Origin of the sequence: Sphingomonas colocasiae (assembly GCF_019880585.1) — a bacterium.
GTDB classification, from domain to species: domain Bacteria; phylum Pseudomonadota; class Alphaproteobacteria; order Sphingomonadales; family Sphingomonadaceae; genus Sphingobium_A; species Sphingobium_A colocasiae.
In genome coordinates this window covers 467889-491139 of sequence record NZ_JAINVV010000004.1, presented here as the reverse complement: position 1 = coordinate 491139, position 23251 = coordinate 467889, and the positions used below count along the sequence as shown (strand labels likewise).

Sequence of the window (23251 nt, the reverse complement as noted above, 5' to 3'; positions counted from 1 at the left end):
GGATAGACATGTTCAGACGATGCGGCTGCCCGCCTGCCCCCAATATTGATCGCGCAACAGGCGCTTGTAGAGCTTGCCCGTGGGATGGCGCGGCAATTCGGCCAGGAAATCGATCTGGCGCGGAATCTTGGGGCCGGACAGGCTTTCGCGGCACCAGGCGACGAGTTCGGCTGCCAGCCCGTCCCCAGCCTCCGCCATGTCCATCGGCTGGACGATCGCGATCACGCGCTCACCCATGTCGGGGCACGGCGCCCCGATCACCGCGACATCGGCGACGCGGGGATGGGTGACGAGGTGATTCTCGATCTCCTGCGGATAGACGTTCACCCCGCCCGAGATGATCATGAAGCTCTTGCGATCCGTGAGGTAGAGATAGCCATCCTCGTCGAGCCAGCCGATATCGCCTACCGTCCGCCAGCCATGCCGGTTGGCGGCTTCGGCGGTTTTCCCTGGATCGTTGTGGTAACTGAACTCCGCCCCTTCGCCGAAATAGACCAGCCCTTCGCTGCGTGGCGGCAGTTCGTTGCCGTCCTCGTCGCAGATATGCGCCACGCCATAGACCGCGCGGCCCACCGATCCCCTGTGCGCCAGCCAGTCGGTCGATCGTATCGCCGTCATGCCGATCGCTTCCGATGCGGCATAATATTCATCGATCACCGGCCCCCACCAGTCGATCATCGCCTGCTTGATCGGGATCGGGCACGGTGCCGCCGCATGAATGGCCGACCGCAGCGACGACAGATCGTGGCGGGCGCGCTCCCCCTCCGGCAATTTGAGCAAGCGGATGAAATGGGTCGGGACCCATTGGCTGACAGTGACGCTGTGGCGTTCGATCAGGTCCAGCGCCTGCACCGGATCGAAATGCGCCATCATCACGACCGTTCCGCCAAGCCGGTGGACGACCATGCTCCAGCGCAACGGCGCCGCATGATAAAGCGGGGCCGGCGAGAGATAGATGCTGTCGGCATCGAAACCGAACACCTTCTCCGCGATCATCGTCAAGGCATTGGGCGCATCGATCGCCCCGCCCGGCGGAACACCCTGGCGAACGCCCTTGGGCCGCCCCGTGGTGCCGGAGGAATAGAGCATGTCGGTGCCGGCGCCCTCGTCCGCGATCGGGGTCTCCGGCTCGGCCGCCGCCTCGGCGATCCAGTCGCGCCAGCCCGGCACGGGCGCGCCGATCAGGAAGCGCGGCAGATCGGCGAACAGATCGGGCAGCGCCGCAAGCGCTTCGCCGACGCCCTCGGACGCGACCAGCAGCCTCGCACCGCTGTCACGCACGATATAGGCGATCTCGGGCGGCGTCAGCCGCGCCGAGACGCAGGCATAATAAAGCCCGGACCGCTGCGCCGCCCAGGCCAGTTCGAAGAAGCGGACATGATTGTCGAACAGGAAGGCGACGGTATCGCCCTGCTGCAGCCCCGCCCGCCGGAACAGATGCGCGCCCTGGTTGGAACGCGCGTCGAGCGTGCGATAGTCGATCGCTTCGCCGGTATCGCCGAAAATCACCGCCGGTTTCTGCGGTGTGGTGCGGGCATGATGGCTGGGATGGGTCAATCGGCTCTCCATTCCGGCTGGCAGGTCGCCTGGCCTGCCCTTTCCGTAAACGTCATCCTAACGCGACGTCTGCCATTGTCACCTGCTATCGCGAAAATTCGATCGGCCGTCCGCGTTGCGGAGCCGCACACTCAAGGCTAGGCGAATCCGATGGAATTCGATCCCGCACGTTTTCTCAAGCTGATGCGCCGGCATGGCCACAATGCCCTGCTCGGCATCGAATATCACGCACATGGCGAAGACTGGGTCGAGCTCGCCTTGCCCTATTCGCCGCGGCTCGTCGGCGATACCGATACCGGCGTGCTCGCATCGGGGCCGATCGTATCGCTGATGGACATGGCGACAAGCATCTCGATCTGGATCAGGACCGGCAATTTCCAGCCCCAGGCGACGCTCGACCTGCGCGTCGATTACCTGCGCCCCGCCGTACCGGGCAAGACGGTGGTCGGCCGTGGCCAATGCTATCGCGTCACCCGCAACATCGCGTTCATCCGCGGCCAGGCGCATGACGGCGATCCGGACGATCCGCTCGCGCACGTCGCGGGTACCTATATGTTCACGGGACCACTGAAATGAGCTGGCTGCCGCCCTATGCCGAACTGCTCGGCCTCTCCACCGACGGATATCAGGACGGCGCCCCCGTGCTGATCATGCCGTTCCGCCAGGATGTGATGGGGCGCCCGGGCTTCCTGCACGGCGGCGCGATCGCCGGCATGCTCGAAATGGCGGCGATCGGCGCACTCCATGCCCAGTTCGAGGGTGAGGCCAAACCGCGTTTCAAGCCGATCAACATCACCGTCGACTATATGCGCGGCGGCCGGGAGAAGGACACGCGCGCCGTGGGCCTCGTCTCACGAGTCGGCACGCGCATCGCCAATGTCGAGGCCTTCGCCTGGCAGGACGAACGCGAAAAGCCGATCGCCGCAGCCCGGATGAACATCCTGATCGTGCGGGATTAGGGTTCGATCCGCCGAGATCTCCGCATTGTCATTCCCGCGTGCGCGGGAATGACATGAGATGCTTTTTGTTCAAGGATCGATGCTGCCGCCGGCCAGAGCATTGACGATGCCGCCGTCGACCGCGATCGTTTCGCCCACCACATAATCGCCGGCGCGGCTGGCCAGGAACACGGCGGTCGCGGCGAGATCCTCCGGCACGCCGATCCGACCCGACGGGATGCGCTGGGCCACCGTATCGCCATGGTCTCGCGCCGCCTTGTTCATGTCGGACGCGAAGGCGCCCGGCGCGATCGAGGTGACGTTGATGTGATCGCTCACCAGCCGCGCGGCGATCCGCTTGGTGAGGTAGATCAACCCCGCCTTCGACGCATGATAGCTGTAGGTCTCCCAGGGATTGAGGCGGAGCCCGTCGATCGACGTGATATTGATCACCTTGGCCGGGCGGTCGGGCGAGGCTGCCGCCTTGAGCGCGCCGTGCAGCGCCTGGGTCAGGAAGAAGGGCGATTTGAGGTTGAGGTCCACCACCTTGTCCCAGCCCGATTCGGGGAACACCTCGAACGGCTCGCCCCAGGCGGCGCCCGCATTGTTGACGAGGATGTCGAGCTTCGGCTCCCGCTCGGTCAGCGCGGCGGCCAGCGCCTTGCAACCCTCGACGGTCGAGACGTCCTGCGGCAGCGCGATGCAATTGGGGCCGAGTTCCTCAGCCGCCCGGTCGCAGGCATCGGCCTTGCGCGACGAGATATAGACTTTCGCGCCCTGCGCGATGAAGCCTTCGGCGATCCATTTGCCGATATTGCGCGATCCGCCGGTGACGAGCGCGACCTTGCCCTCCAGGCTGAAGAGATTGGCGATATTCATGACGTTGTGATCTCCCTTATCCGCCGCGCCTGATGGTTTCACGGGCGATGACGATCTGCTGGATCTGGCTGGTGCCTTCATAGATGCGGAACAGGCGGACGTCGCGATAGAGCCGCTCGATCCCGTAGTCGGCGATATAGCCCGCGCCGCCGAAGATCTGGACGGCGCGATCGGCGACGCGGCCGACCATCTCGGACGCGAACAGCTTGACCGCCGCCGCCTCCATCGTCGTGTTCTCGCCCGCGTCCTTCCTCGCCGCGACATCGAGCACGAACGCCCGCGCGGCGAGCGCCTCGGTCTTGGAATCGGCGATCATCGCCTGGATCAACTGGTGCTCGGAGATCGGCTTGCCGAACTGACGCCGTTCGGTCGCATAGGCGACGCTGTCGGCGATCAGACGCTCCGCCACGCCGACACAGACGGCGGCAATGTGCAGCCGTCCGCGATCGAGCACGCGCATCGCGACCTTGAACCCCTCCCCTTCGGCCCCGAGCATGTTCGCGGCGGGCACGGGCACGTCGTCGAAGATCACGTCGCAGACATGGGCGCCCTGCTGCCCCATCTTCCGTTCCGGCGTCCCGATCGACAGGCCGGGCAGATCGGCGGGCACCAGGAATGCCGATACGCCATGCGCCCCATCCCCGCCGGTACGCGCCATCACCGTGAACAGCGATGCCCTGTCGGCATTGGTGATGAAGCGCTTCGTGCCGGTCAGGCGATAAGCATCGCCATCGCGCACGGCTCGGGTCTTCACCGCCGCGCTGTCCGATCCGACATCGGGCTCGGTGAGCGCGAAGCTGGTCACGATCTCGCCCGTCGCGATGCGCGGCAGCCATTCGGCCTTCTGCGCATCGGTGCCCGCCATCACCAGGCCCTGGCTACCGATCCCGACATTGGTGCCGAAGGTGGATCGCATCGCCGGGCTGGTGCGGCCAAGCTCGAAGGCGACCTTCAGTTCCTCGACCATCGACAGGCCGAGGCCGCCATAGGCCTCCGGGATGGACATGCCGAACAGGCCGAGCGCCTTCATCTCCTCGATCAGATCGTCCGGAATCTCGTCGCGCTCGGCCACATCCGCCTCGCGCGGGCGCAGGCGTTCGGCGACGAAGCGGCGAACCGCGTCGATCAGTGCATCGAAGGTCTCGGGATCCAGCGCCATCGAGCCTACCTCGTCAATAACCGTGCGCGCGCGCGACCTGGTCGGTGTGGAAGTTGACGTCGCCCATGAATTCCTGAAGCGCGCGATCGCGCTTCATGTAGAGGCCGATGTCATATTCGTCGGTCATGCCGATGCCGCCATGCATCTGCACGCCTTCGCGCACCGCAAGGCCCGTCGCCTGCCCAACCTTGGCCTTGGCGACCGAGACCATCAGGTCGGCATTGTCGCTGCCTTCGTCGAGCAATTGCTGCGCCTTGAGCACCACGGCGCGCGCCACTTCCATTTCCGAATAGAGATGCGCCGCGCGATGCTGCAGCGCCTGGAATTCGCCGATCAGCCGGCCGAACTGCTTGCGCTGCTTCAGATAGTCGACCGTCATGTCCATCGCGGCGGACCCGACACCGACCATTTCCGACGCGGCGCCCGTCCGCCCCGCGCGCAGCATCCGGGCCAGCACCGCCCAGCCCTGATCGACCTCGCCGATCACTGCATCGGCATCCACTTCGACACCCTCGAACGCGACATGCGCGCCCATAGAACTGTCGACCAGCCGCGCCGCCTCCATCGAAAGATTGGCGGCGTCCTTGTCGACCGCGAACAGGGTCAGTCCGTCCTGTTCGCCCGCGCTGCCTGCGGTGCGCGCCGCGACGATCAGCATGTCGGCGGAGGCGCCCTGGATCACGAACTGCTTGCGACCGGTGAGCCTGAAACCATTGCCCGCCCGCTCCGCCTTCATCGCGATCGCGGCGGGATTGTGCTTCGCGCCTTCGTCGATCGCCAGGCCCAGCACGGTTTCGCCCGAGAGGATGCCGGGGAACCAGCGCTCGCGCAGCGCCGCGTCGGCGGCCTTCAGCGCCTCGACGCCCGCAACCGAAGTGGTCAGGAACGGCGAGGGCGAAAGATTGCGGCCGATCTCCTCGAGCACGATTCCCGCCTCGACATGGCCGAGCCCGAGCCCGCCCTGATCCTCGGGCACCAATATGCCGGTGAAACCCATTTCGGCGAATTGCTTCCACAGGCCGTGCGAAAAGCCGTCCTTGCAGTTCATGTCGCGGAACTTGCGGAAATGGGTGGTCGGCGCTTCGGTCTTCATGAAAGACGCGGCGGTATCCTTGAGCATCGCCTGATCTTCGGTGTGGTAAAGCGGCATGGTCTGATCCTTCGATCCGCGCGAACGCGCGGTATTGGAATGGGGAATGGACGCGTCGTCCTCGGCGCGTCAGGCGCCCGGCAGGTCCAGAATGCGCTTGGCGACGACGTTGAGCATCACCTCGCTGGTGCCGCCCTCGATCGAATTGGCCTTGGTGCGCAGCCATGCGCGCGCCTTGGCCCCGCCGGTCGACGCCTCGCTTTCCCATTCCAGCGCATCGGATCCGCCCGCCGACATCACCAGTTCGTTGCGCCGCTTGTTCAGTTCGGTACCGAAATATTTCATCATATTGGGCTGGGCGGGATGCGCCTTGCCGGCCTTCATCTCGTCGATGAACTTTTCGCCCATCGCGCGGAACGCCAGGGTATCGACGTCGAGCCGGGCCATCTCGCCGCGCAGGATCGGGTCCGCCGCCATCAGATCCCTGTGCATCGCGCCGACCGAACCCACCGGCGCATTGCCCGCGCCCGAAATCATCTCGCGCTCATGGCCGAGCAGATATTTGGCGACGTCCCAGCCGCGATTGAGTTCGCCGACGATCTGGTGCTTGGGCACCACGACATTGTCGAAAAAGGTCTCGCAGAAGGGTGAATTGCCCGAGATCAGCTTGATCGGCTTGGTCGAGACGCCGGGCGTCTCCATGTCGAACAGCAGGAAGCTGATGCCCTTATACTTGTCGTCCTTGTCGGTGCGGACGAGGCAGAAGATCCAGTCCGCCTTGTCGGCATAGCTCGTCCAGATCTTCTGGCCGTTGACGACCCAGTGATCGCCCTTGTCCTCGCCGAAGGTCTGGAGCGAGACGAGATCGGATCCCGAACCGGGCTCCGAATAGCCCTGGCACCAGCGGATCTCGCCCCTGGCGATCTGGTTGAGATAATGGACCTTCTGTTCCTCGGTCCCGAATTTGAGCAGCGCCGGCCCGAGCATCCAGATGCCGAAGGAGGACAGCGGAGAACGGCAGCCGAGCGCCGCCATCTCCTGGCGCAGGATCTTCGTTTCGGCGGGCGACAGGCCGGCGCCGCCATAAGGCTTGGGCCAGTCGGGCACCGTCCAGCCCTTTTCGGCCATCCGGTCCATCCACAATTTCTGCGCGGGGCTCTTGTAAGTGGGATTGCGGCCACCCCAGCAGGCGTCGCTTTCGTCCTTCACCGGCTCGCGCATCTCGGGCGGGCAATTCGCTTCCAGCCAGGCGCGGGTTTCGGCGCGGAAAGTCTCCAGATCGCTCATTGTCAGCTCCTCTCCGAGCGTGGAATTCCGGGGCAAGACTATGGCTGCAAAATCCTGCAAGCAAGGGATTCTGCGGGAATCGCGGGTGCCGTAGCGTCAGCGGCGCATGCATTGACCGCGCCCGTGCCGCCGCCCATGCTCATGGCGCAAGAGAGAGGATCGCGCTTGGGATTCGAGCCCCAATCCATGCCCCGTCAGGTGCCGCTGGCGACCAAGCTGAGCTACGGCTTCGGCGCGGTCGCCTATGGCATCAAGGATAACGGCTTCTCCGTCTTCCTGCTGCTTTTCTACAATCAGGTGGTCGGCCTGCCCGCGCATCAGGTCGGGCTGGCGATCATGATCGCGCTGCTCGTCGACGCCTGTATCGATCCGATGGTCGGCCATCTTTCCGATCAGACCCACTCGCGCTGGGGCCGGCGCCATCCCTGGCTGTACCTGTCGGCCCTGCCGATCGCGATGGTCTGGATCCTGTTGTGGAATCCGCCCGATGCCGCGCCGGGCGTGCAATTCGCCTATCTGATCGGCATTGCGATCCTCGTGCGCGCGGTCGTCTCCTGCTACGAAGTGCCCTCGCTCGCGCTCGCGCCGGAAATCACGCGCGACTATCACGAACGCACCGCGGTGCTGCGCTACCGCTATCTGTTCGGCTGGGCGGGCGGCCTCGCGATGCTGATGCTCGCCTTCGGACTGCTGCTGGTGCCCGAGCCCGGCTATCCGGTCGGCCAGCTCAATCCCAACGGCTATCATCGCTTCGCCCTCGTCGGCGCGGGCATCATGCTCGTCGCCGTACTCGTCTCCGCGATCGGCACGCATCGGGGCTATGCGCGCCGTGCACCGACGGCCCCGGAGCGACTGCCGCTCGGTCCCACGCTGCGCGCGATCGTCTCGACCCTGCGCAACCGGCCCTTCCTGATCCTGATGGCGGCGGCGCTCTTCGCCTTCGCCAACCAGGGCCTCACCTTCGCGCTCAGCAACTATCTGCTGCTGTTCGTCTGGGAATTTCCGCAAGCCGCCTTCATCACCTACGCGCTCGCGCTGTTCGCCGGCGCGGTGCTCGCCTTTCTCGGCGTCCCGGCCGTTTCGCGACGGCTGGGCAAGAAGGATGCGGCGGCCATGCTCGCGCTCGTCAGCATCGTGCTGTCCACCCTGCCCTATTGGCTGCGGCTCGCCGGCCTGTTCCCCGGCAATCAGTCGCCGCTGATGATGCCGATCTTCCTGACGTTGATGGCGCTCGCGACCGCGGCGGGCATCGGCGTGATGATCCTCACCGCATCGATGGTGGCCGACGTCACCGAAGCATCGGAAGCCGAAACCGGCAAACGGGCCGAAGGGCTGTTCTTCGCCGGCTTCTTCTTCACGCAGAAGTGCGTGACCGGCGTGGGCATCTTCCTGTCGGGCGCGCTGCTCGGCGCGATCGGCTTTCCAGCCGACGCGCAGCCAGCGGCGATCGACTCAACCGTCATCACGCGGCTGATGGCCGCCTATGCCGGCCTTACCGTCGTCATCGGGATTGGCGCGGCATGGATCTTCATGAAATTCCCGTTCGGCCGCGCCGAGCATGAAGCGCGGCTTCGCCAGCTTGCCGTAGCGGAAGGCGACAGGGATACGCTCGATGGCTGAAATTCAGGGTTCACAAGCCTGGCGGAATCGGCTTTCGGCTGTCGGGCACGATCGAAAATCTTGAGGCAGGAGAGACGCGATGGACTTCACCCTGACCGAGCGGCAAGCCTATTGGCGCGACCGCGTCCGCGACTTCATCGAAGCGCATGTCCGCCCACGCGACCATGACTATCATGCGCAGCAGGCAGAGGGCGGACGATGGAAAGTCCTGCCCGTGATCGAGGAGGAAAAGGCGCGCGCCAAGGCCGCCGGCATCTGGAACCTCTTCATGCCGCCGGCATCGGGCCGCCCCCATGTCGACGACAGTTTCGAATTCGACGGGCCGGGCCTCACCAATCTCGAATACGCGCTGTGCGCCGAGGAAATGGGCCGGATCGGCTGGGCTTCGGAGGTCTTCAACTGCTCCGCGCCCGACACCGGCAATATGGAAGTGCTTCACCGCTACGGCACGCGCGACCAGAAGGACCGGTGGCTGAAGCCGCTGATGAACGGGGAGATCCGTTCGGCCTTCCTGATGACCGAGCCGGCGGTGGCGTCGTCGGACGCGACCAATATCGAGACGCGGATCACGCGCGACGGCGACGACTATGTGATCAACGGCCGCAAATGGTGGTCGTCGGGCGCGGGCGATCCGCGCTGCGAGATCGCGATCGTCATGGGCAAGACCGATTTCGAGGCGCAGCGCCATGCGCAGCAATCGATGATCCTGATGCCGCTCGACGCGCCGGGCGTGAAGATCCTGCGCCACCTGCCCGTCTTCGGTTATGACGACGCGCCGCACGGCCATATGGAGATCGAGCTCGAAAACGTCCGCGTACCGGTGGAAAACATGCTCCTCGGCGAAGGTCGCGGTTTCGAGATCGCGCAGGGTCGCCTCGGGCCGGGCCGCATCCATCACTGTATGCGCACGATCGGCGTGGCCGAGGAAGCGATCGAGAAGATGGCGAAGCGACTGCTGTCGCGCGTCGCCTTCGGCAAGGCGGTGGCCGAGCACAGCGTGTGGGAGCAGCGCATCGCCGAGGCGCGCATCGATATCGAGATGTGCCGCCTGCTCTGCCTGAAAGCCGCCGACATGATGGACAAGGCCGGCAACAAGGCCGCGCAGGCCGAGATCGCGATGATCAAGGTGGCGGCGCCGCGCATGGCGCTGCGGATCATCGACGATGCGATCCAGGCGCATGGCGGCGCCGGCGTGTCGGAGGATTTCGGCCTGGCCAAGGCCTATGCCGGCATCCGCACGCTGCGGCTGGCGGACGGCCCGGACGAGGTGCACAACCGCGCCATCGCCCGGCTCGAATTCGGCAAGCATGGCGGGCGCGACGCGATCGCCGCCGCCAAGGCCGCAGCGGGAGCGCGCTGATGAAGGCCGCCGTCCTCCACGAAGCGAAGACGCCGCTCACCATCGAAGAGATCACGGTCGACAAGCCCGGCCCACGCGAAGTGCTGATCCGCACCGTCGCGTGCGGCGTCTGCCGGTCCGATCTGCATTTCGTCGACGGCGCCTATCCGCATCCGCTGCCGGCCATCCCCGGCCATGAAGCGGCGGGAATCGTCGAGATGGTCGGCGAAGGCGTGACGACGGTGAAGGTCGGCGACGCGGTCGTCACCTGCCTGTCCGCCTTTTGCGGCCATTGCGAATTCTGCGTCACCGGGCGGATGTCGCTCTGCATGGGCGGCGACACCCGCCGCAAGAAGGGCGAACCGCCCCGGCTGAGCATGGGCGGCGCGCCGATCAACCAGATGCTCAACCTGTCGGCCTATGCCGAACTGATGCTCGTCCACGAACATGCCTGTGTCGCGATCGATCCGGACATGCCGCTCGACCGCGCCAGCGTGCTCGGCTGCGCGGTCACCACCGGCGCCGGCGCGGTGTTCAACGTGGCGAAGCTCACGCCGGGCGAAACCGTCGCGGTGGTGGGCTGCGGCGGCGTCGGGCTCGCGGCGGTCAACGCCGCGCGGATCGCGGGCGCGGGACGGATCATCGCGGTCGATCCGGTTCCCGAAAAACGCGCGCTCGCCCAAAAGCTGGGCGCGACCGACACGGTCGATGCATCAGCGGAGGGCGCTGTGGGGGAGATCGTCGCGCTCACCAAGGGCGGCGTCGATCACGCGATCGAAGCGGTCGGCAGGCCGGCATCGGGCGACATGGCGGTGAAGCTGCTGCGTCGCGGCGGCACCGCGACGGTGCTCGGCATGATGCCGCTGGATCACAAGACCGGGCTCAGCGCGATGGACCTGCTGTCGGGCAAGAAGCTGCAAGGCGCGTTCATGGGCGGCAACCGCTTCCCGGTCGATATCCCGCGTCTTGTCGATTTCTACATGCGCGGCCTGCTCGACCTCGACACAATCATCGCCGAACGGGTGCCGCTGGAGAAGATCAACCACGCCTTTGACGAGCTTCGCAAGGGCGACACCGCCCGCACCGTGATCGTGTTCGACGCATGAGCGGGGATACGCAGGCGAGCATGACCGGCACGGTCGAGGTACCCGAGAAGGACCGGCTCGACGAAGCGGCGCTCACCGCCTGGATGACGGCGAATGTCGACGGTTTCGAAGGGCCGGTCCGGCTGTCGAAATTCAAGGGCGGCCAGTCCAACCCGACCTATCGCATCGATGCGCCGAGCGGCGCCTATGTGCTGCGCCGCAAGCCGTTCGGCCCGCTGCTGCCCTCCGCCCATGCGGTCGATCGCGAGTATCGGCTTATCGCGGCGCTCCATCCCACCGGCTTTCCGGTGGCGCGGCCCTATGGCCTGTGCGCCGACGACGGCGTCATCGGATCGATGTTCTATGTGATGGGCCTGGTCGAAGGCCGCAACCTGTGGGACGGATCCCTGCCCGGCATGGCGCCCGGCGAGCGGCGCGGCCTCTATGAAGCGATGATCGATACGCTCGCGGCGCTCCACACCATCGATCACGAGGCCGCCGGCCTTGGCGACTACGGCAAGCCCGGCAATTATTTCGAGCGTCAGGTCGGCCGCTGGACCAAGCAATATCGTGCGTCCGAGACCGAGCATATGCCCGAGGTCGAACGGCTGATCGAATGGCTGCCCAGGACGGTGCCGACACAGGACCGCGTATCGATCGTCCATGGCGACTATCGTATCGACAACATGATCTTCGCCGCCGCGGAGCCGCGCGTGCTGGCGGTGCTCGACTGGGAACTCTCCACGCTCGGCGATCCGCTTGCCGACTTTTCCTATCTGCTGATGAACTGGGTGACCGAACCGGAGGGGCGTTCGGGCATCAGGGGCCTCGACCTGCCGGCGCTGGGCATCCCGACGCTTGAGGAAACGGTGGAACGCTATTGCGCCGCGACCGGGCGTTCGGGCGTCCCCGATCTCAACTGGTATTTCAGCTACAACCTCTTCCGCCTCACCGGAATCGTCCAGGGCATCAGGAAGCGCATCCTCGAAGGCACGGCATCGAGCGCGCAGGCGGAGGCGACCGCCGCGCGCGCGCCATCGCTCGCCCGGGCGGCATGGAGCTTCGCGGTGAAGGCGGGAGCGGCATAGGAGACGCGATATGGGCGGACGATTGCAGGGCAAGAGCGCGGTCATCACCGGCGCGGGATCGGGAATCGGTCGCGCGACGGCCCTTCTTTTCGCACGCAACGGCGCGCGCCTGGTGATCGGCGACAAGGCGGACAGCGTGCATGAGACGGCGAAGCTGATCCGCGACGAGGGCGGCGAGGTCAACGCGATCCAGATGAACGCCGGCAAGGAGGAGGATGTGAAGAACCTCGTCCAGACCGCCCGGCTTTCCTATGGCGGGCTCGACATCGCCTATGCCAATGCCGGCATTTCCGGCGGGCTGACCGGCCTGTTCGAACACAGCGTCGAGGATTGGCAGCAGATCCTGCAGGTCAATCTGGTCGGCCCCTTCCTGCTGGTGAAGCACGCTGCGCAGGAAATCATGAAAAAGGGGTCCGGCTCGATCATCTGCACCGCCAGCGTCGCCGGCATCCGGTCGGGCGCGGGCTGCCCCGCCTATTCGGCATCGAAGGCGGGCGTGATCAATCTGGTACAGACGGCGGCGCAGCAGCTTTCGGGCACGGGCGTGCGCGTCAACGCGATCTGCCCCGGGCTCATCGAAACGGGCATGACCGAGCGCGCCTTCGTCTATGCGCGCGAAAAAGGCGTCGAGGAGAAGATCGGCCGGCTCAACCCGCTGCGCCGCGCCGGCCAGCCCGAGGAAATCGCGTTCACGGCATTGTTCCTCGCATCCGACGAATCCAGCTATGTGAACGGACAGGCGATCGCGGTCGATGGCGGGCTTTCCAGCTCGCATCCCGTAACCCGCCAGGAAACCGGCAAGACCGCGGCATAAGGACGACTATCGGTGAAATATCGCAGGCTCGGCGACAGCGACCTCCAGGTTTCGGAGATTTCGCTCGGATCATGGCTTACCTTCGGTGTCGGCGTCGAGGCCGACAAGGCGCGCGCCTGTCTCGACCGCGCGCTCGATATCGGCATCAACTTCATCGACACCGCCAATATCTATGGCCGTGGCGCCGCGGAAAGCTTTCTCGGTGGAGCGCTCGCAGGCAGGCCGCGTGACAGCTATGTACTGGCGACGAAGCTGTTCTTCCCGATGACCGAAAACGATCGCGGCCTTTCGCGCACGCAGATCCTCAAACAGGTCGATGCCTCGCTGACGCGGCTCAAGACCGATTATATCGACCTCTATCAATGCCATCGCTACGACGACGAAACGCCGATCGAGGAAACGATGGAGGCGCTGAGCGAGGTCGTCCGCTCCGGCAAGGCGCGCCATATCGGCTTTTCCGAATGGACGCCGCAGAATATCCGCGACGCGCTCGCCGTGCCGGGCACGGTGAAGTTCGTATCGAGCCAGCCGCAATATTCGCTGCTGTGGCGCGCGCCCGAAGCCGAGGTCATCCCGCTTTCGGCCGCGAACGGGATCTCGCAGATCGTCTGGTCACCGCTCGCGCAAGGCGTGCTCACCGGCAAATACAGGCCGGGCGAGGCACCGCCGCCCGACAGCCGCGCGACCAGCGACCAGATGGGCGGCTTCATCGATCGCTTCATGAACGATACGGTGCTCGGCGCGGTCGAGCAGCTTCGGCCGCTCGCCGCCGAGGCAGGATGCACGCTGGCGCAGTTCGCGCTCGCCTGGGTGCTCCGAGAGCCCAATGTCGCATCGGCGATCATCGGCGCGAGCCGGCCGGAACAGGTGGACGACAATGCCGCAGCCAGCGGCCTCTCCATCGATCCCGCGCTCTTCGAAAAGGCGGAGGCGATCGCCGCCTCGATCGTCCGCGCATGATCACCGTGTCCGACCCCACCGAACTCGGTTTCGACGCCGCGCGTCTCGCCCGCATCCCCGCGCATCTCAAGGCCAAATATCTCGATACCGGCCGGCTGCCGCACACAGCTCTGCTTATCGGGCGCGGCGACGAGATCGCGCACCTCTCGGTCCAGGGCGAAGCCCGTGCCGGCGAACCGCTCAAGGACGACGCGATCTTCCGCATCGCGTCCATGACCAAGCCGATCACCTCGATCGCGTTCATGCAGCTTGTCGAGGAAGGCAAGCTCGCGCTCGCCGATCCCGTCCACCGGGTGATTCCCGAATGGAAGGACCTGGGCGTGTTCGTCGCCGGCGGCGGCAACCAGCCCTTCACGTCGCGGCCGGCGACGGCGCCGATGCGGATGATCGACCTGCTGCGCCATACTTCCGGCCTCACCTATGGCTTCCAGGAGCGCACGCCGATCGACGCGGCCTATCGCGCGGCCAAGCTCGAAGCCTTTGCCGGCCCCGATCTGGAAGAACTGATCAGGCTGCTCGCGGGCATTCCGCTCCAGTTCGATCCCGGCAGTTCGTGGAACTATTCGGTGGCGACCGACATTCTCGGCGCGATCATCCAGCGCGTCGACGATCGGCCGCTCGACGAGGCGATCGCGGCGCGGGTCACCGGCCCGCTCGGCATGGACGACACGCATTTCCAGGTGCCGGAAGCGAAGCAGCATCGCCTGCCCGACTGCTACGTCTTCAATGCCGCCGAAACCAAGAAGATGTACGACACCGGCGCGAAGAGCGCCTGGGCGCGCAAGCCAAACCAGCTTTCGGGCGGCGGCGGCATGGCGTCGACCCTGGCCGATTATCACCGCTTCTGCCGGATGCTGCTGAACGAAGGCGAGCTGGACGGCGCGCGCATCATCGGCCGCAAGACGCTGGCGCTGATGACCGCCAATCACCTGCCTGGCGGCGGTGACCTGACCCAGCATTCCAGGGCGCTGTTCAGCGAGGCGGAAAATGCCGGCACGGGCTTCGGCCTTGGCTTCGCCACCACCATCGATCCGGCGGCGACGATGGTTCCCGGATCGAAGGGCGATTTCTTCTGGGGCGGCATGTTCTCGACCGCCTTTTTCGTCGATCCGCAGGAAGACGTCATCATGGTGTTCATGACGCAGCTCATGCCATCGAACACCTATCCGGTGCGGCGCGAAATCAAGACCATGATCTACGCCGCGCTGGCCGACTGAAATTTGTCACAAAAAATCGGGATCATTACCCGGCAAGAAGAGAAACTGGAGGAAACAATGTCCGTCGTCACCACCGAACGCCATGGCGATGTGCTCGTCATCATTTCGAACAATCCGCCGGTCAACGCGCTGGGCGCGGCCGTGCGCGGCGGACTCAAGGCCGGGGTGGAGGAAGCGCTGGCCGATGACGGCATCAAGGCGGTGGTCATCCGCTGCGACGGCCGCACCTTCTTCGCCGGCGCCGACATCACCGAATTCACCAAGGCGCCGGTCCCGCCCAGCTTCCCGGAAATGATCGAGACGATCGAGAACAGCCCCAAGCCGGTGATCGCGGCCATCCACGGCACGGCGCTCGGCGGCGGGCTGGAAACCGCGCTGTCCTGCCATTATCGCGTCGCGGTTCCCTCCGCACAGCTCGGCGTGCCCGAAGTGAAGCTCGGCCTGCTGCCCGGCGCCGGCGGCACCCAGCGTCTGCCGCGCGTCGCCGGGATCGAGGCCGCGGTGGAGATGTGCGCGACAGGCAATCCGGTGAGCGCGGCCAAGGCGGAAAGCCTGGGGCTGGTCGATCTGGTCGCCGAGGAAGGCAAGCTCGCTGAAACCGCGATCGCCTTCGCGCGCGAATGCGTCGCCAGGGGTCCGCGCAAGTCGAGCGCGATGCCCGTCAAGGGCGATCCCGCCTATATCGAAAGCTTCACCAAGGCCAATGCCAGGAAGTTCCGCGGCTTCGACGCGCCGGCCGCCAACATCGCCTGTGTCGAGGCCGCCACCCGCCTGCCGTTCGAGGAAGGCATCGCTTTCGAGCGCCAGGAATTCATGAAGCTGATGATGGGCAGCCAGTCGGCCGCCCAGCGCCATATCTTCTTCTCCGAGCGCAAGGCATCGAAGATCGACGACGTGCCGGAAGACACGAAGCTGCGCGACATCCGCAAGGTCGGCATGATCGGGGCCGGCACGATGGGCGGCGGCATCTCGATGAACTTCCTGAGCGCCGGCATTCCGGTGACCATCCTGGAGATGAAACAGGAAGCGCTCGATCGCGGTGTCGGCCTGATCCGCAAGAATTACGAGGCGACCGCCGCCAAGGGCCGGATGAAGCCCGAGCAGGTCGAAGCGGCGATGAGCATTCTCACCCCGACGCTGGACATGGCCGACCTCGCCGATTGCGACCTGATCATCGAAGCCGTGTTCGAGAATATGGACGTCAAGAAAGAGGTGTTCGGCAAGCTGGACGCGATCGCCAAGCCCGGCGCGATCCTGGCGTCCAACACCAGCTATCTCGACGTGAACGAGATCGCGGCGGCGACCAGCCGGCCGCAGGACGTGCTGGGCCTGCATTTCTTCTCGCCCGCCAATGTCATGAAGCTGCTGGAAGTCGTGCGCGGCGCCAAGACCGCGCCCGATGTGCTCGCGACCGCGATGGCGGTGGCCAAGAAGATCAGGAAGGTCGCCGTCGTCGCGGGCGTCTGCGACGGCTTCATCGGCAACCGCATGCTGAAGCCGCGCCAGATCGAGGCGATGAAGCTGCTGATGGAAGGCGCCACGCCGCAGCAGATCGACAAGGTGCATGTCGATTTCGGCATGCCGATGGGCCCGTTCCAGATGAGCGACCTCGCCGGCGTCGATATCGGCTGGCATCGCGACCCCACCCGTATCGAGAATGTCCGCGACGCGCTCTGCGCGGTCGGGCGCTGGGGCCAGAAGACCGGCAAGGGCTTCTACGACTATGACGAGAAGCGCAATCCGACGCCGAGCGCCGAGGTGCAGGCGATCATCGACGATTTCTCCGCCAGGTCGGGCGCGGTGAAGCGCGAGATCGGCGACGAGGAGATCATCGAGCGCACGCTGTATCCGATGGTCAACGAAGGCGCGCTGATCCTTGAGGAAAAGATGGCGCAGCGTGCATCGGACATCGATGTCGTCTGGGTCTATGGCTATGGCTGGCCGGTCTATCGCGGCGGCCCGATGTTCTGGGCCGATCTGGAGGGCGCCAACAAGATCAAGGCCGGGCTGGAAAAGCACGGCTTCGCGATCGCGCCGCTGCTGGCGGAAAAGGCCGCGAGCAAGGGGCGCTTCAACTAACGGCCGCTGTCAATCCAGTGAAAGCGGAATCCAGCGGCTCCGACCCGTTCGTAAAGTCGAAGCAACTGGATTCCCGCTGATCTGGGATTTTTTTGCGACAGCTCCCTACACCTCGTCATTCCGGCGAAAGCCGGAATCTCGTGCACTATGCCAAAGAAGATTCCGGCTTTCGCCGGAATGACGCGTGATAGGAAGATTCAGTTCAAATAGAGCCCGCCAGCCTCAGCGCGCGCTATAGGCTCCGATCAGCGCATCCGCCGCGCGGACCAGCGTCAGCGCAGGCCCCTGGCTACCGAAGATATGGTGCGTGCTGTACGCGCCCTCGATCAGCATCAGCAGGCCGTCCGCCAACGCCTCGGGCTCGCGCACGTCCATGCGGCGGGTGATATCGACCAGGCGACCGCGAAAGGCGACCTTGCAATCCTCGACGACAGGCCGTCCCGGATGGCCGGGCTCGGGAAATTCGACGGCTGTGTTCGACATCGGGCAACCGCGAAAATCCGGGCTCGTCATCTGCACCGCATAATGGGTGACGATCGCGCGAAGCTGATCGCGCGGATTGTCGCCTGCGGCTTCCACCGCCGCATCGATTTCGACCCAGCTTTCCTCCGCATAGGATTCGAGACAGGCCGCCACCAGCGCATCCTTCGATTCATAGCTGCGATACAGGCTCGGCTTGGTCACGCCCGCCTGGCAGACGATCTCGTCGACACCCACCGCGCGAATGCCGCGCTTGTAGAAAAGCTCACGCGCGGTTTCGAAAATGCGCAGGCCGGCGCCTTTGCGGGGTTCGCAGACGCAATTGGCTTCGGTGTCGGCGGTCTTGGTCTTCATTCAAGGAACGTCCGTGCGGTTTAAAAAGATGTAACAGAACGGTACCTAAAGTGCAAATCGTGCACCTGTGATGAACGACGCAGCCTGCCCGGCGGCCGATCACCGACATAAGATGTTGATTATAAATCGATATACAAGGCATCTTTCAGCGCCATAAGCTTTTCTATCACCACGCCTTTCGCAGATGCAGCAGAAAAGCGCTTGCCATGTTACCGATCGGTACCTATTAGAGCGTTACCGATCGGTAACATCCCGATTCGGACTTAGAGACAGATCAGAACAGGGAGTTGCTCCGATGGCATATCGTGCCTTCGACGGGTGGCCTTTTGGCGTCGCCGCTCAACGGGCGGACGAAGCGACATCGGCCGCGCCCGGAACAGAGCCAGTCTTCAGCGCGCTCGAAATGAGCGTCGTCGCGCTCGCCGCGCGCGATACGGCATGGAGCGTCCGCCCGCGGACCCGCTTCGTCCGGATCGTCGAGGCGCTGTTCGGCATCCGCCGCTCCAATCCCCTCGCCAACCCCCGGCTGGAAGCGCTGCGGCGCTTCGCGGTGATCGCCCGCACCGTGCGCGGCGCCGTGCCCGCACCCGAGCTTCAGGCTTTTTTCGCCGCCGGCTTCTCCCCCCGCGCGGCGACCGCGCTTTCCCCCCTCTCCCGCTGAAAGGCGTACCCATGTACAAGTCATTCCCCGATCGCGACCGCGAACCCGTCGACAACCAGCCGGAAGAACAGTCCGGCGGCGGCGACACGCCGGCGGGCCGGAAGCGCCTGCCCTGGGGCGTACAGCGCAAGACGCAGACCGGCATCGTCGCCGTCCTGATCGCCGCCGCCGCCTTTGCCGGCGTCAAGGGTTTCGGCGGTGGCGAGGCGCAGGCCGATGCCCCTCCGCCGCCCAACGTCACCGTCAGCCAGCCGCTGCAACGCGCCATCACCGAATGGGACGATTATACCGGCCGGTTCGAGGCGAGCCAGGCGGTGGAGATCCGTCCACGCGTCTCGGGCCAGCTCACCGCCGTGCACTTCAAGGACGGCGATATCGTCCGGAAGGGGCAGCTCCTCTTCACCATCGACCAGCGCCCCTTCACCGCGGCGCTGGCGGAAGCGCGCGCGCGCGCCGCATCGGCGCAGACCCAGCTCGCGCTCGCGCGCAGCGAATATGCCCGCGCCGCGCGGCTGATCAGCGATGAAGCGGTGAGCCAGGAGGAAGTGGATTCGCTCCGCGCCGCGATGCGCTCGGGCGAAGCCGGCGTCGCTGCCGCGCAGGCGCTGGTGCGCAGCCGCCAGCTCGATCTGGAATTCACCCAGATCCGTTCGCCGGTGACCGGGCGCATCTCCGATCGCCGCGTCGATGTCGGCAATCTGGTCGGCGCCAATGAATCGATGCTCACCACGGTGCTCGCGCTCGATCCCATCTACTTCACCTTCGATGGTTCGGAGGCGCTGTACCTGAAGGGCCTTCGCGACAGGCAGAAGGGCGGCGGCGAAGCGCAGCAGGTGCAGATCAAGCTGCAGGACGAGGCCGATTACAGTTGGTCGGGCAAGGTCGACTTCACCGACAACGCCATCGATCCCAAGTCCGGCACGATGCGCGGCCGCGCGGTGATCGCCAATCCAGACTATTTCATCGCACCCGGCATGTTCGGCAACATGCGGCTGACCGATGGCGGATCCGCCCAGGCGCTGCTGGTTCCCGACGCCGCCGTCCGCACCGATCAGGCCCGCCGGATCGTGTTCGTGGTGGCGAAGGACGGCACGGTCACTGCGCGCGAAGTGGTTCCCGGCCCGCTGGTCGGCGGGCTGCGCAGCATCCGTTCGGGTCTGAAGGCCGACGACCGCGTCGTCATCCAGGGCCTGCAATTCGCGATGCCGGGCAGCAAGGTGAATGCGCGCATCGGCAAGATCGATCCGCCGGCGTCGTTCAAGCCATCGGCCAACCCGGTTCTTACGCCGTCGGCATCGCAAGCGACGCTGGCGCGGTGATCGCGTCCCCGACCCGTCCGGGCTGAGCCCGTCGAAGTCCCTCTCCTTGCCGTTCCGGTGCCACACCGGGCCGGATGCGCAAGGTTTCGACGAGCCGGCCCGGGCGGCACCGGGGCCATGCGATCAGGCACAAAACAAAGGCAAAAGCCATGGGCATCAGTCATTTCTTCATCCGCCGCCCGATCTTCGCGGGCGTGATCGCGATCATCATCACGATCGTCGGCGCCGCGGCCTATTTCGGGCTGCCGGTCTCGCAATATCCCGACGTGGTGCCGCCGACGGTCACCGTTTCCGCCAATTATCCGGGCGCTTCGGCCGAAACGGTGGCGGACACCGTCGCCGCCCCGCTCGAACAGCAGATCAACGGCGTCGACAACATGCTCTACATGTCGTCGCAATCGACCGGCGACGGCCGCCTGACGATCACCGCCACATTCAAGATCGGCACCAATCTCGATACCGCGCAGGTGCTGGTGCAGAACCGCGTCGCGCTGGCCGAACCGAGCCTGCCCGAGGAGGTCCGCCGACAGGGCGTGGTCGTCCGCAAGACGTCTCCGTCATGGCTGATGGCGGTCAATGTCCTGTCGCCCGACGGATCGCTCGATCGCGGCTATGTCTCCAACTACGCCTTGACCCAGCTCAAGGACCGGCTGACCCGCGTCGACGGCATCGGTGACGTCCAGGTGTTCGGCGCGCGCGACTATGCGATGCGCGTCTGGATCGATCCAGGCCGCGCCTCCGCGCTGGGCCTGACGGCGGGCGACATCGTCACCGCCTTGCGATCGCAGAACGTGCAGGTCGCCGCCGGCACCGTCGGCCAGCCGCCGTTCGACACCGGCGCCGCGCAGCAGCTCAACGTCGAGACCCAGGGCCGGTTCAAGACCGCCGACGAATTCGCCAACATCATCGTGCGCACCGACGAAGCCGGCGCGATCACGCGGCTGCGGGACGTCGCGCGCGTCGAACTGGGCGCCGAGGATTATGGCGTGAACGCCTATCTCTCGGGGCAGGATTCGATCATCTTGGGCATCACCCAGCGGCCGGGCACCAATGCGCTGGCGGCGGCCATGGGCATCAAGTCCGAACTGGCCGACGCCGCCAAGACTTTCCCCAAGGGGCTGGAATACCGGATCATCTGGAACCCGACCGAGTTCATCGGCGAATCGATCACCGCCGTGCAGAAGACGCTGTTCGAAGCGGTGCTGCTCGTCGTGCTCGTCATCATCGTGTTCCTGCAGAGCTGGCGCGCGGCGATCGTGCCCGTGCTCGCCATTCCGGTCTCGCTGATCGGCACCTTCGCGGTGCTCGCGGGCTTCGGCTATTCGCTCAACACGCTCTCGCTGTTCGGGCTGGTGCTCGCGATCGGCATCGTCGTCGACGACGCGATCGTCGTCGTCGAGAATGTCGAACGCAATATCGAACATGGCATGAGCCCGCGCGAGGCCGCGCATCGATCGATGGACGAGGTTTCGGCCGCGCTGATCGCGATCGTGCTGGTCATGTGCGCCGTGTTCGTGCCGACCACCTTCCTCACCGGGATTTCGGGCGAATTCTATCGCCAGTTCGCGGTGACGATCGCGACCGCCACGATCATCTCGCTGATCCTGTCACTCACCCTTTCCCCAGCGCTCGCCGCCCGGCTGCTCAAGCCCAAGGCCACCGAGGCGCCGGCCAGCGGCTGGCGGCGGATCGCCTTTCGCGCGGGTGAGCGCTTCAACACCAGCTTCGACCGGCTGAGCAACTGGTATGGCGGCTTCACGCAGCGCGTGGCCGGCGCGCCCAAGAAGATGCTGGTCACCTATGCGGGCCTCGTCGTCGCGACGGTCGGCCTCTTCTGGGCGACCCCGGCGGGCTTCGTGCCCGCGCAGGATCAGGGCTATGCGCTCGCCGCGATCCAGCTTCCCCCGGGCAGTTCGGTCGAGCAGACCGACCGCGTTCTCAAAAAGGCGGTGAAGAAGCTGCTGGAGGTGCCCGGCACCCAGGCCGCCGTGATGTTCGCCGGTTTCGACGGCGCTTCGGGCACCCAGGCGCCCAACGCCGCCGCCGCCTATATCACCTTCAAGCCCTTCTCCGAACGCGCGGGGACCGACCGCACCGAGGCGAATATCGAGAACGACATGCGCGCGGCGCTTGCCGACATGGACGAGGCGATGGCCTTCGTCCTGCCGCCCCCGGTGATCCAGGGTATCGGCAATGGCGGCGGCTGGCGCATGATGGTGCAGGACCGCAATGGCGAGGGCTATCAGGCGCTCGAACAGGCGGCCGGCGGGGTGATCGGCGGCGCGCATCAGGAAAAGGGCCTGATGAACGTCTTCACGCTCTACAACACCGCCACCCCGCGCATCTATGCGGACATCGATCGCGCCAAGGCCGATATGCTGGGCGTGCCGGCCAGCCGCGTGTTCGAGGCGCTGCAAGTCTATCTGGGTTCCGCCTATGTCAACGACTTCAACCTGCTCGGCCGCACCTTCCGCGTGACCGCGCAGGCCGACGCGCCCTTCCGCGACGATCCGTCGGACATCGCGCAGTTGAAGACGCGGTCCAACTCCGGCGGCATGGTGCCGATCGGCGCGGTCGCGACCTTCGAGAACAAGACCGGCCCGTATCGCGTGACCCGCTACAATCTCTTCCCCGCGGTCGAGATCGATGGCGAAACCGCGCGCGGCTTCTCGACCGGCCAGTCGATCGCGACGATGGAAGTGATGGCGAAGAGCCTGCCCTCAGGCTTCCGCAGCGAATGGACGGGCATCGCCTTCGAGCAGAAGGCCGCCGGCAACGTCGCCGCGATCGTCTTCGCCATGGCGGTGATCTTCGTTTTCCTCGTGCTCGCCGCGCAATTCGAAAGCCTGGTGCTGCCGCTGGCGATCATCCTGATCGTGCCGATGACTTTGCTCGCGGCGATGGCGGGCGTGAACCTGCGGGGAATGGACAACAACATCCTCACGCAGATCGGCCTGATCGTGCTCATCGCGCTCGCCGCCAAGAACGCGATCCTGATCGTCGAGTTCGCCAAGCAGGCGGAGGAACGCGGCGCCACCGCGCTCCAGGCGGCGGTCGAGGCGGCACGCGCGCGGCTTCGCCCGATCCTGATGACCAGCTTCGCCTTCATCCTGGGCGTGCTGCCGCTGGTCACCGCATCGGGCCCGGGCTGGGAGCTTCGCCAGGCGCTCGGCACCGCCGTCTTCTTCGGCATGATCGGCGTCACCTTCTTCGGGCTGGTCTTCACCCCGGTCTTCTACGTCGCCCTCCGCACCATGCGCGGCTGGATGCCGCGTCGCGGAACGCCGTCGGAGCCCGCGCTCCAGCCCGCCGAATAAGGGAGAAC

At 65.7% G+C, this 23251-nt stretch carries 19 protein-coding genes; 13 read left to right on the top strand and 6 right to left on the bottom strand.

The features are described 5' to 3' along the window. Positions 1 to 12: 12 nt before the first annotated feature. The gene (locus K7G82_RS08760) at positions 13 to 1569 is read right to left on the bottom strand and encodes an acyl-CoA synthetase (RefSeq protein WP_222989468.1); all 1557 of its coding nucleotides are present in this window, start codon (positions 1567 to 1569) and stop codon (positions 13 to 15) included. A gap of 138 nt (positions 1570 to 1707) precedes the next feature. Between K7G82_RS08760 and K7G82_RS08755 the strand changes: the two genes are divergently transcribed. Then, positions 1708 to 2133 (top strand): PaaI family thioesterase, encoded by a 426-nt coding sequence (locus K7G82_RS08755; RefSeq protein ID WP_222989467.1) that lies wholly within the window; start codon positions 1708 to 1710, stop codon positions 2131 to 2133. Beyond that, entirely contained in the window at positions 2130 to 2516 is a 387-nt protein-coding gene (locus tag K7G82_RS08750) for a PaaI family thioesterase (protein ID WP_222989466.1), read from the top strand. The genes K7G82_RS08755 and K7G82_RS08750 overlap by 4 nt, the downstream gene beginning before the upstream one ends. A gap of 69 nt (positions 2517 to 2585) precedes the next feature. On the opposite strand, the gene K7G82_RS08745 is transcribed toward K7G82_RS08750, so the two are convergent. The 4 genes from K7G82_RS08745 to K7G82_RS08730 form a co-directional block, all read right to left on the bottom strand. After that, positions 2586 to 3374 (bottom strand): SDR family oxidoreductase, encoded by a 789-nt coding sequence (locus K7G82_RS08745; protein ID WP_222989465.1) that lies wholly within the window; start codon positions 3372 to 3374, stop codon positions 2586 to 2588. A gap of 16 nt (positions 3375 to 3390) precedes the next feature. Next, complete coding sequence (locus K7G82_RS08740) at positions 3391 to 4533, bottom strand: acyl-CoA dehydrogenase family protein (RefSeq protein WP_222989464.1); 1143 nt, start codon at positions 4531 to 4533, stop codon at positions 3391 to 3393. Between the two features lie 13 nt (positions 4534 to 4546). Next, positions 4547 to 5683, bottom strand: a complete 1137-nt coding sequence (locus K7G82_RS08735) for an acyl-CoA dehydrogenase family protein (RefSeq protein ID WP_222989463.1) — start codon at positions 5681 to 5683, stop codon at positions 4547 to 4549. Positions 5684 to 5752: 69 nt separating this feature from the next. Further along, positions 5753 to 6910, bottom strand: coding sequence for an acyl-CoA dehydrogenase family protein (locus tag K7G82_RS08730; protein ID WP_222989462.1), 1158 nt, complete (start codon positions 6908 to 6910; stop codon positions 5753 to 5755). Between the two features lie 165 nt (positions 6911 to 7075). On the opposite strand from K7G82_RS08730, the gene K7G82_RS08725 reads away from it, so the two are divergent. The 8 genes from K7G82_RS08725 to K7G82_RS08690 all read left to right on the top strand — a co-directional run bounded on the left by K7G82_RS08725 (position 7076) and on the right by K7G82_RS08690 (position 17112). Continuing rightward, complete coding sequence (locus tag K7G82_RS08725) at positions 7076 to 8530, top strand: MFS transporter (RefSeq protein WP_246623385.1); 1455 nt, start codon at positions 7076 to 7078, stop codon at positions 8528 to 8530. Positions 8531 to 8609: 79 nt separating this feature from the next. Beyond that, positions 8610 to 9890, top strand: coding sequence for an acyl-CoA dehydrogenase family protein (locus K7G82_RS08720; protein WP_222989461.1), 1281 nt, complete (start codon positions 8610 to 8612; stop codon positions 9888 to 9890). Then, positions 9890 to 10975, top strand: coding sequence for a Zn-dependent alcohol dehydrogenase (locus K7G82_RS08715; RefSeq protein WP_222989460.1), 1086 nt, complete (start codon positions 9890 to 9892; stop codon positions 10973 to 10975). The genes K7G82_RS08720 and K7G82_RS08715 overlap by 1 nt, the downstream gene beginning before the upstream one ends. Next, the gene (locus K7G82_RS08710) at positions 10972 to 12042 is read left to right on the top strand and encodes a phosphotransferase family protein (RefSeq protein WP_222989459.1); all 1071 of its coding nucleotides are present in this window, start codon (positions 10972 to 10974) and stop codon (positions 12040 to 12042) included. Before K7G82_RS08715 ends, K7G82_RS08710 begins: the two co-directional genes overlap by 4 nt. Before the next feature lie 10 nt (positions 12043 to 12052). Continuing rightward, positions 12053 to 12856, top strand: a complete 804-nt coding sequence (locus tag K7G82_RS08705; protein WP_222989458.1) for an SDR family NAD(P)-dependent oxidoreductase — start codon at positions 12053 to 12055, stop codon at positions 12854 to 12856. 12 nt (positions 12857 to 12868) lie between these two features. After that, the gene (locus K7G82_RS08700; RefSeq protein ID WP_222989457.1) at positions 12869 to 13816 is read left to right on the top strand and encodes an aldo/keto reductase family protein; all 948 of its coding nucleotides are present in this window, start codon (positions 12869 to 12871) and stop codon (positions 13814 to 13816) included. Further along, positions 13813 to 15033, top strand: coding sequence for a serine hydrolase domain-containing protein (locus K7G82_RS08695; RefSeq protein ID WP_222989456.1), 1221 nt, complete (start codon positions 13813 to 13815; stop codon positions 15031 to 15033). The genes K7G82_RS08700 and K7G82_RS08695 overlap by 4 nt, the downstream gene beginning before the upstream one ends. 57 nt (positions 15034 to 15090) lie before the next feature. Next, a complete protein-coding gene (locus tag K7G82_RS08690) occupies positions 15091 to 17112 on the top strand; it encodes a 3-hydroxyacyl-CoA dehydrogenase NAD-binding domain-containing protein (RefSeq protein ID WP_222989455.1) in 2022 nt (673 codons plus the stop codon). Positions 17113 to 17334: 222 nt separating this feature from the next. On the opposite strand, the gene K7G82_RS08685 is transcribed toward K7G82_RS08690, so the two are convergent. Further along, entirely contained in the window at positions 17335 to 17946 is a 612-nt protein-coding gene (locus tag K7G82_RS08685; protein WP_222989454.1) for a TetR/AcrR family transcriptional regulator, read from the bottom strand. 295 nt (positions 17947 to 18241) lie between these two features. Between K7G82_RS08685 and K7G82_RS08680 the strand changes: the two genes are divergently transcribed. The 3 genes from K7G82_RS08680 to K7G82_RS08670 all read left to right on the top strand — a co-directional run bounded on the left by K7G82_RS08680 (position 18242) and on the right by K7G82_RS08670 (position 23243). Beyond that, the gene (locus K7G82_RS08680) at positions 18242 to 18607 is read left to right on the top strand and encodes a hypothetical protein (protein ID WP_222989453.1); all 366 of its coding nucleotides are present in this window, start codon (positions 18242 to 18244) and stop codon (positions 18605 to 18607) included. Between the two features lie 11 nt (positions 18608 to 18618). Beyond that, entirely contained in the window at positions 18619 to 19926 is a 1308-nt protein-coding gene (locus K7G82_RS08675; RefSeq protein WP_222989452.1) for an efflux RND transporter periplasmic adaptor subunit, read from the top strand. A 149-nt stretch (positions 19927 to 20075) separates the two neighbouring features. Next, positions 20076 to 23243: an efflux RND transporter permease subunit gene (locus tag K7G82_RS08670; protein ID WP_222989451.1), complete on the top strand. Its 3168-nt coding sequence runs from the start codon at positions 20076 to 20078 to the stop codon at positions 23241 to 23243. Positions 23244 to 23251 lie beyond the last annotated feature (8 nt).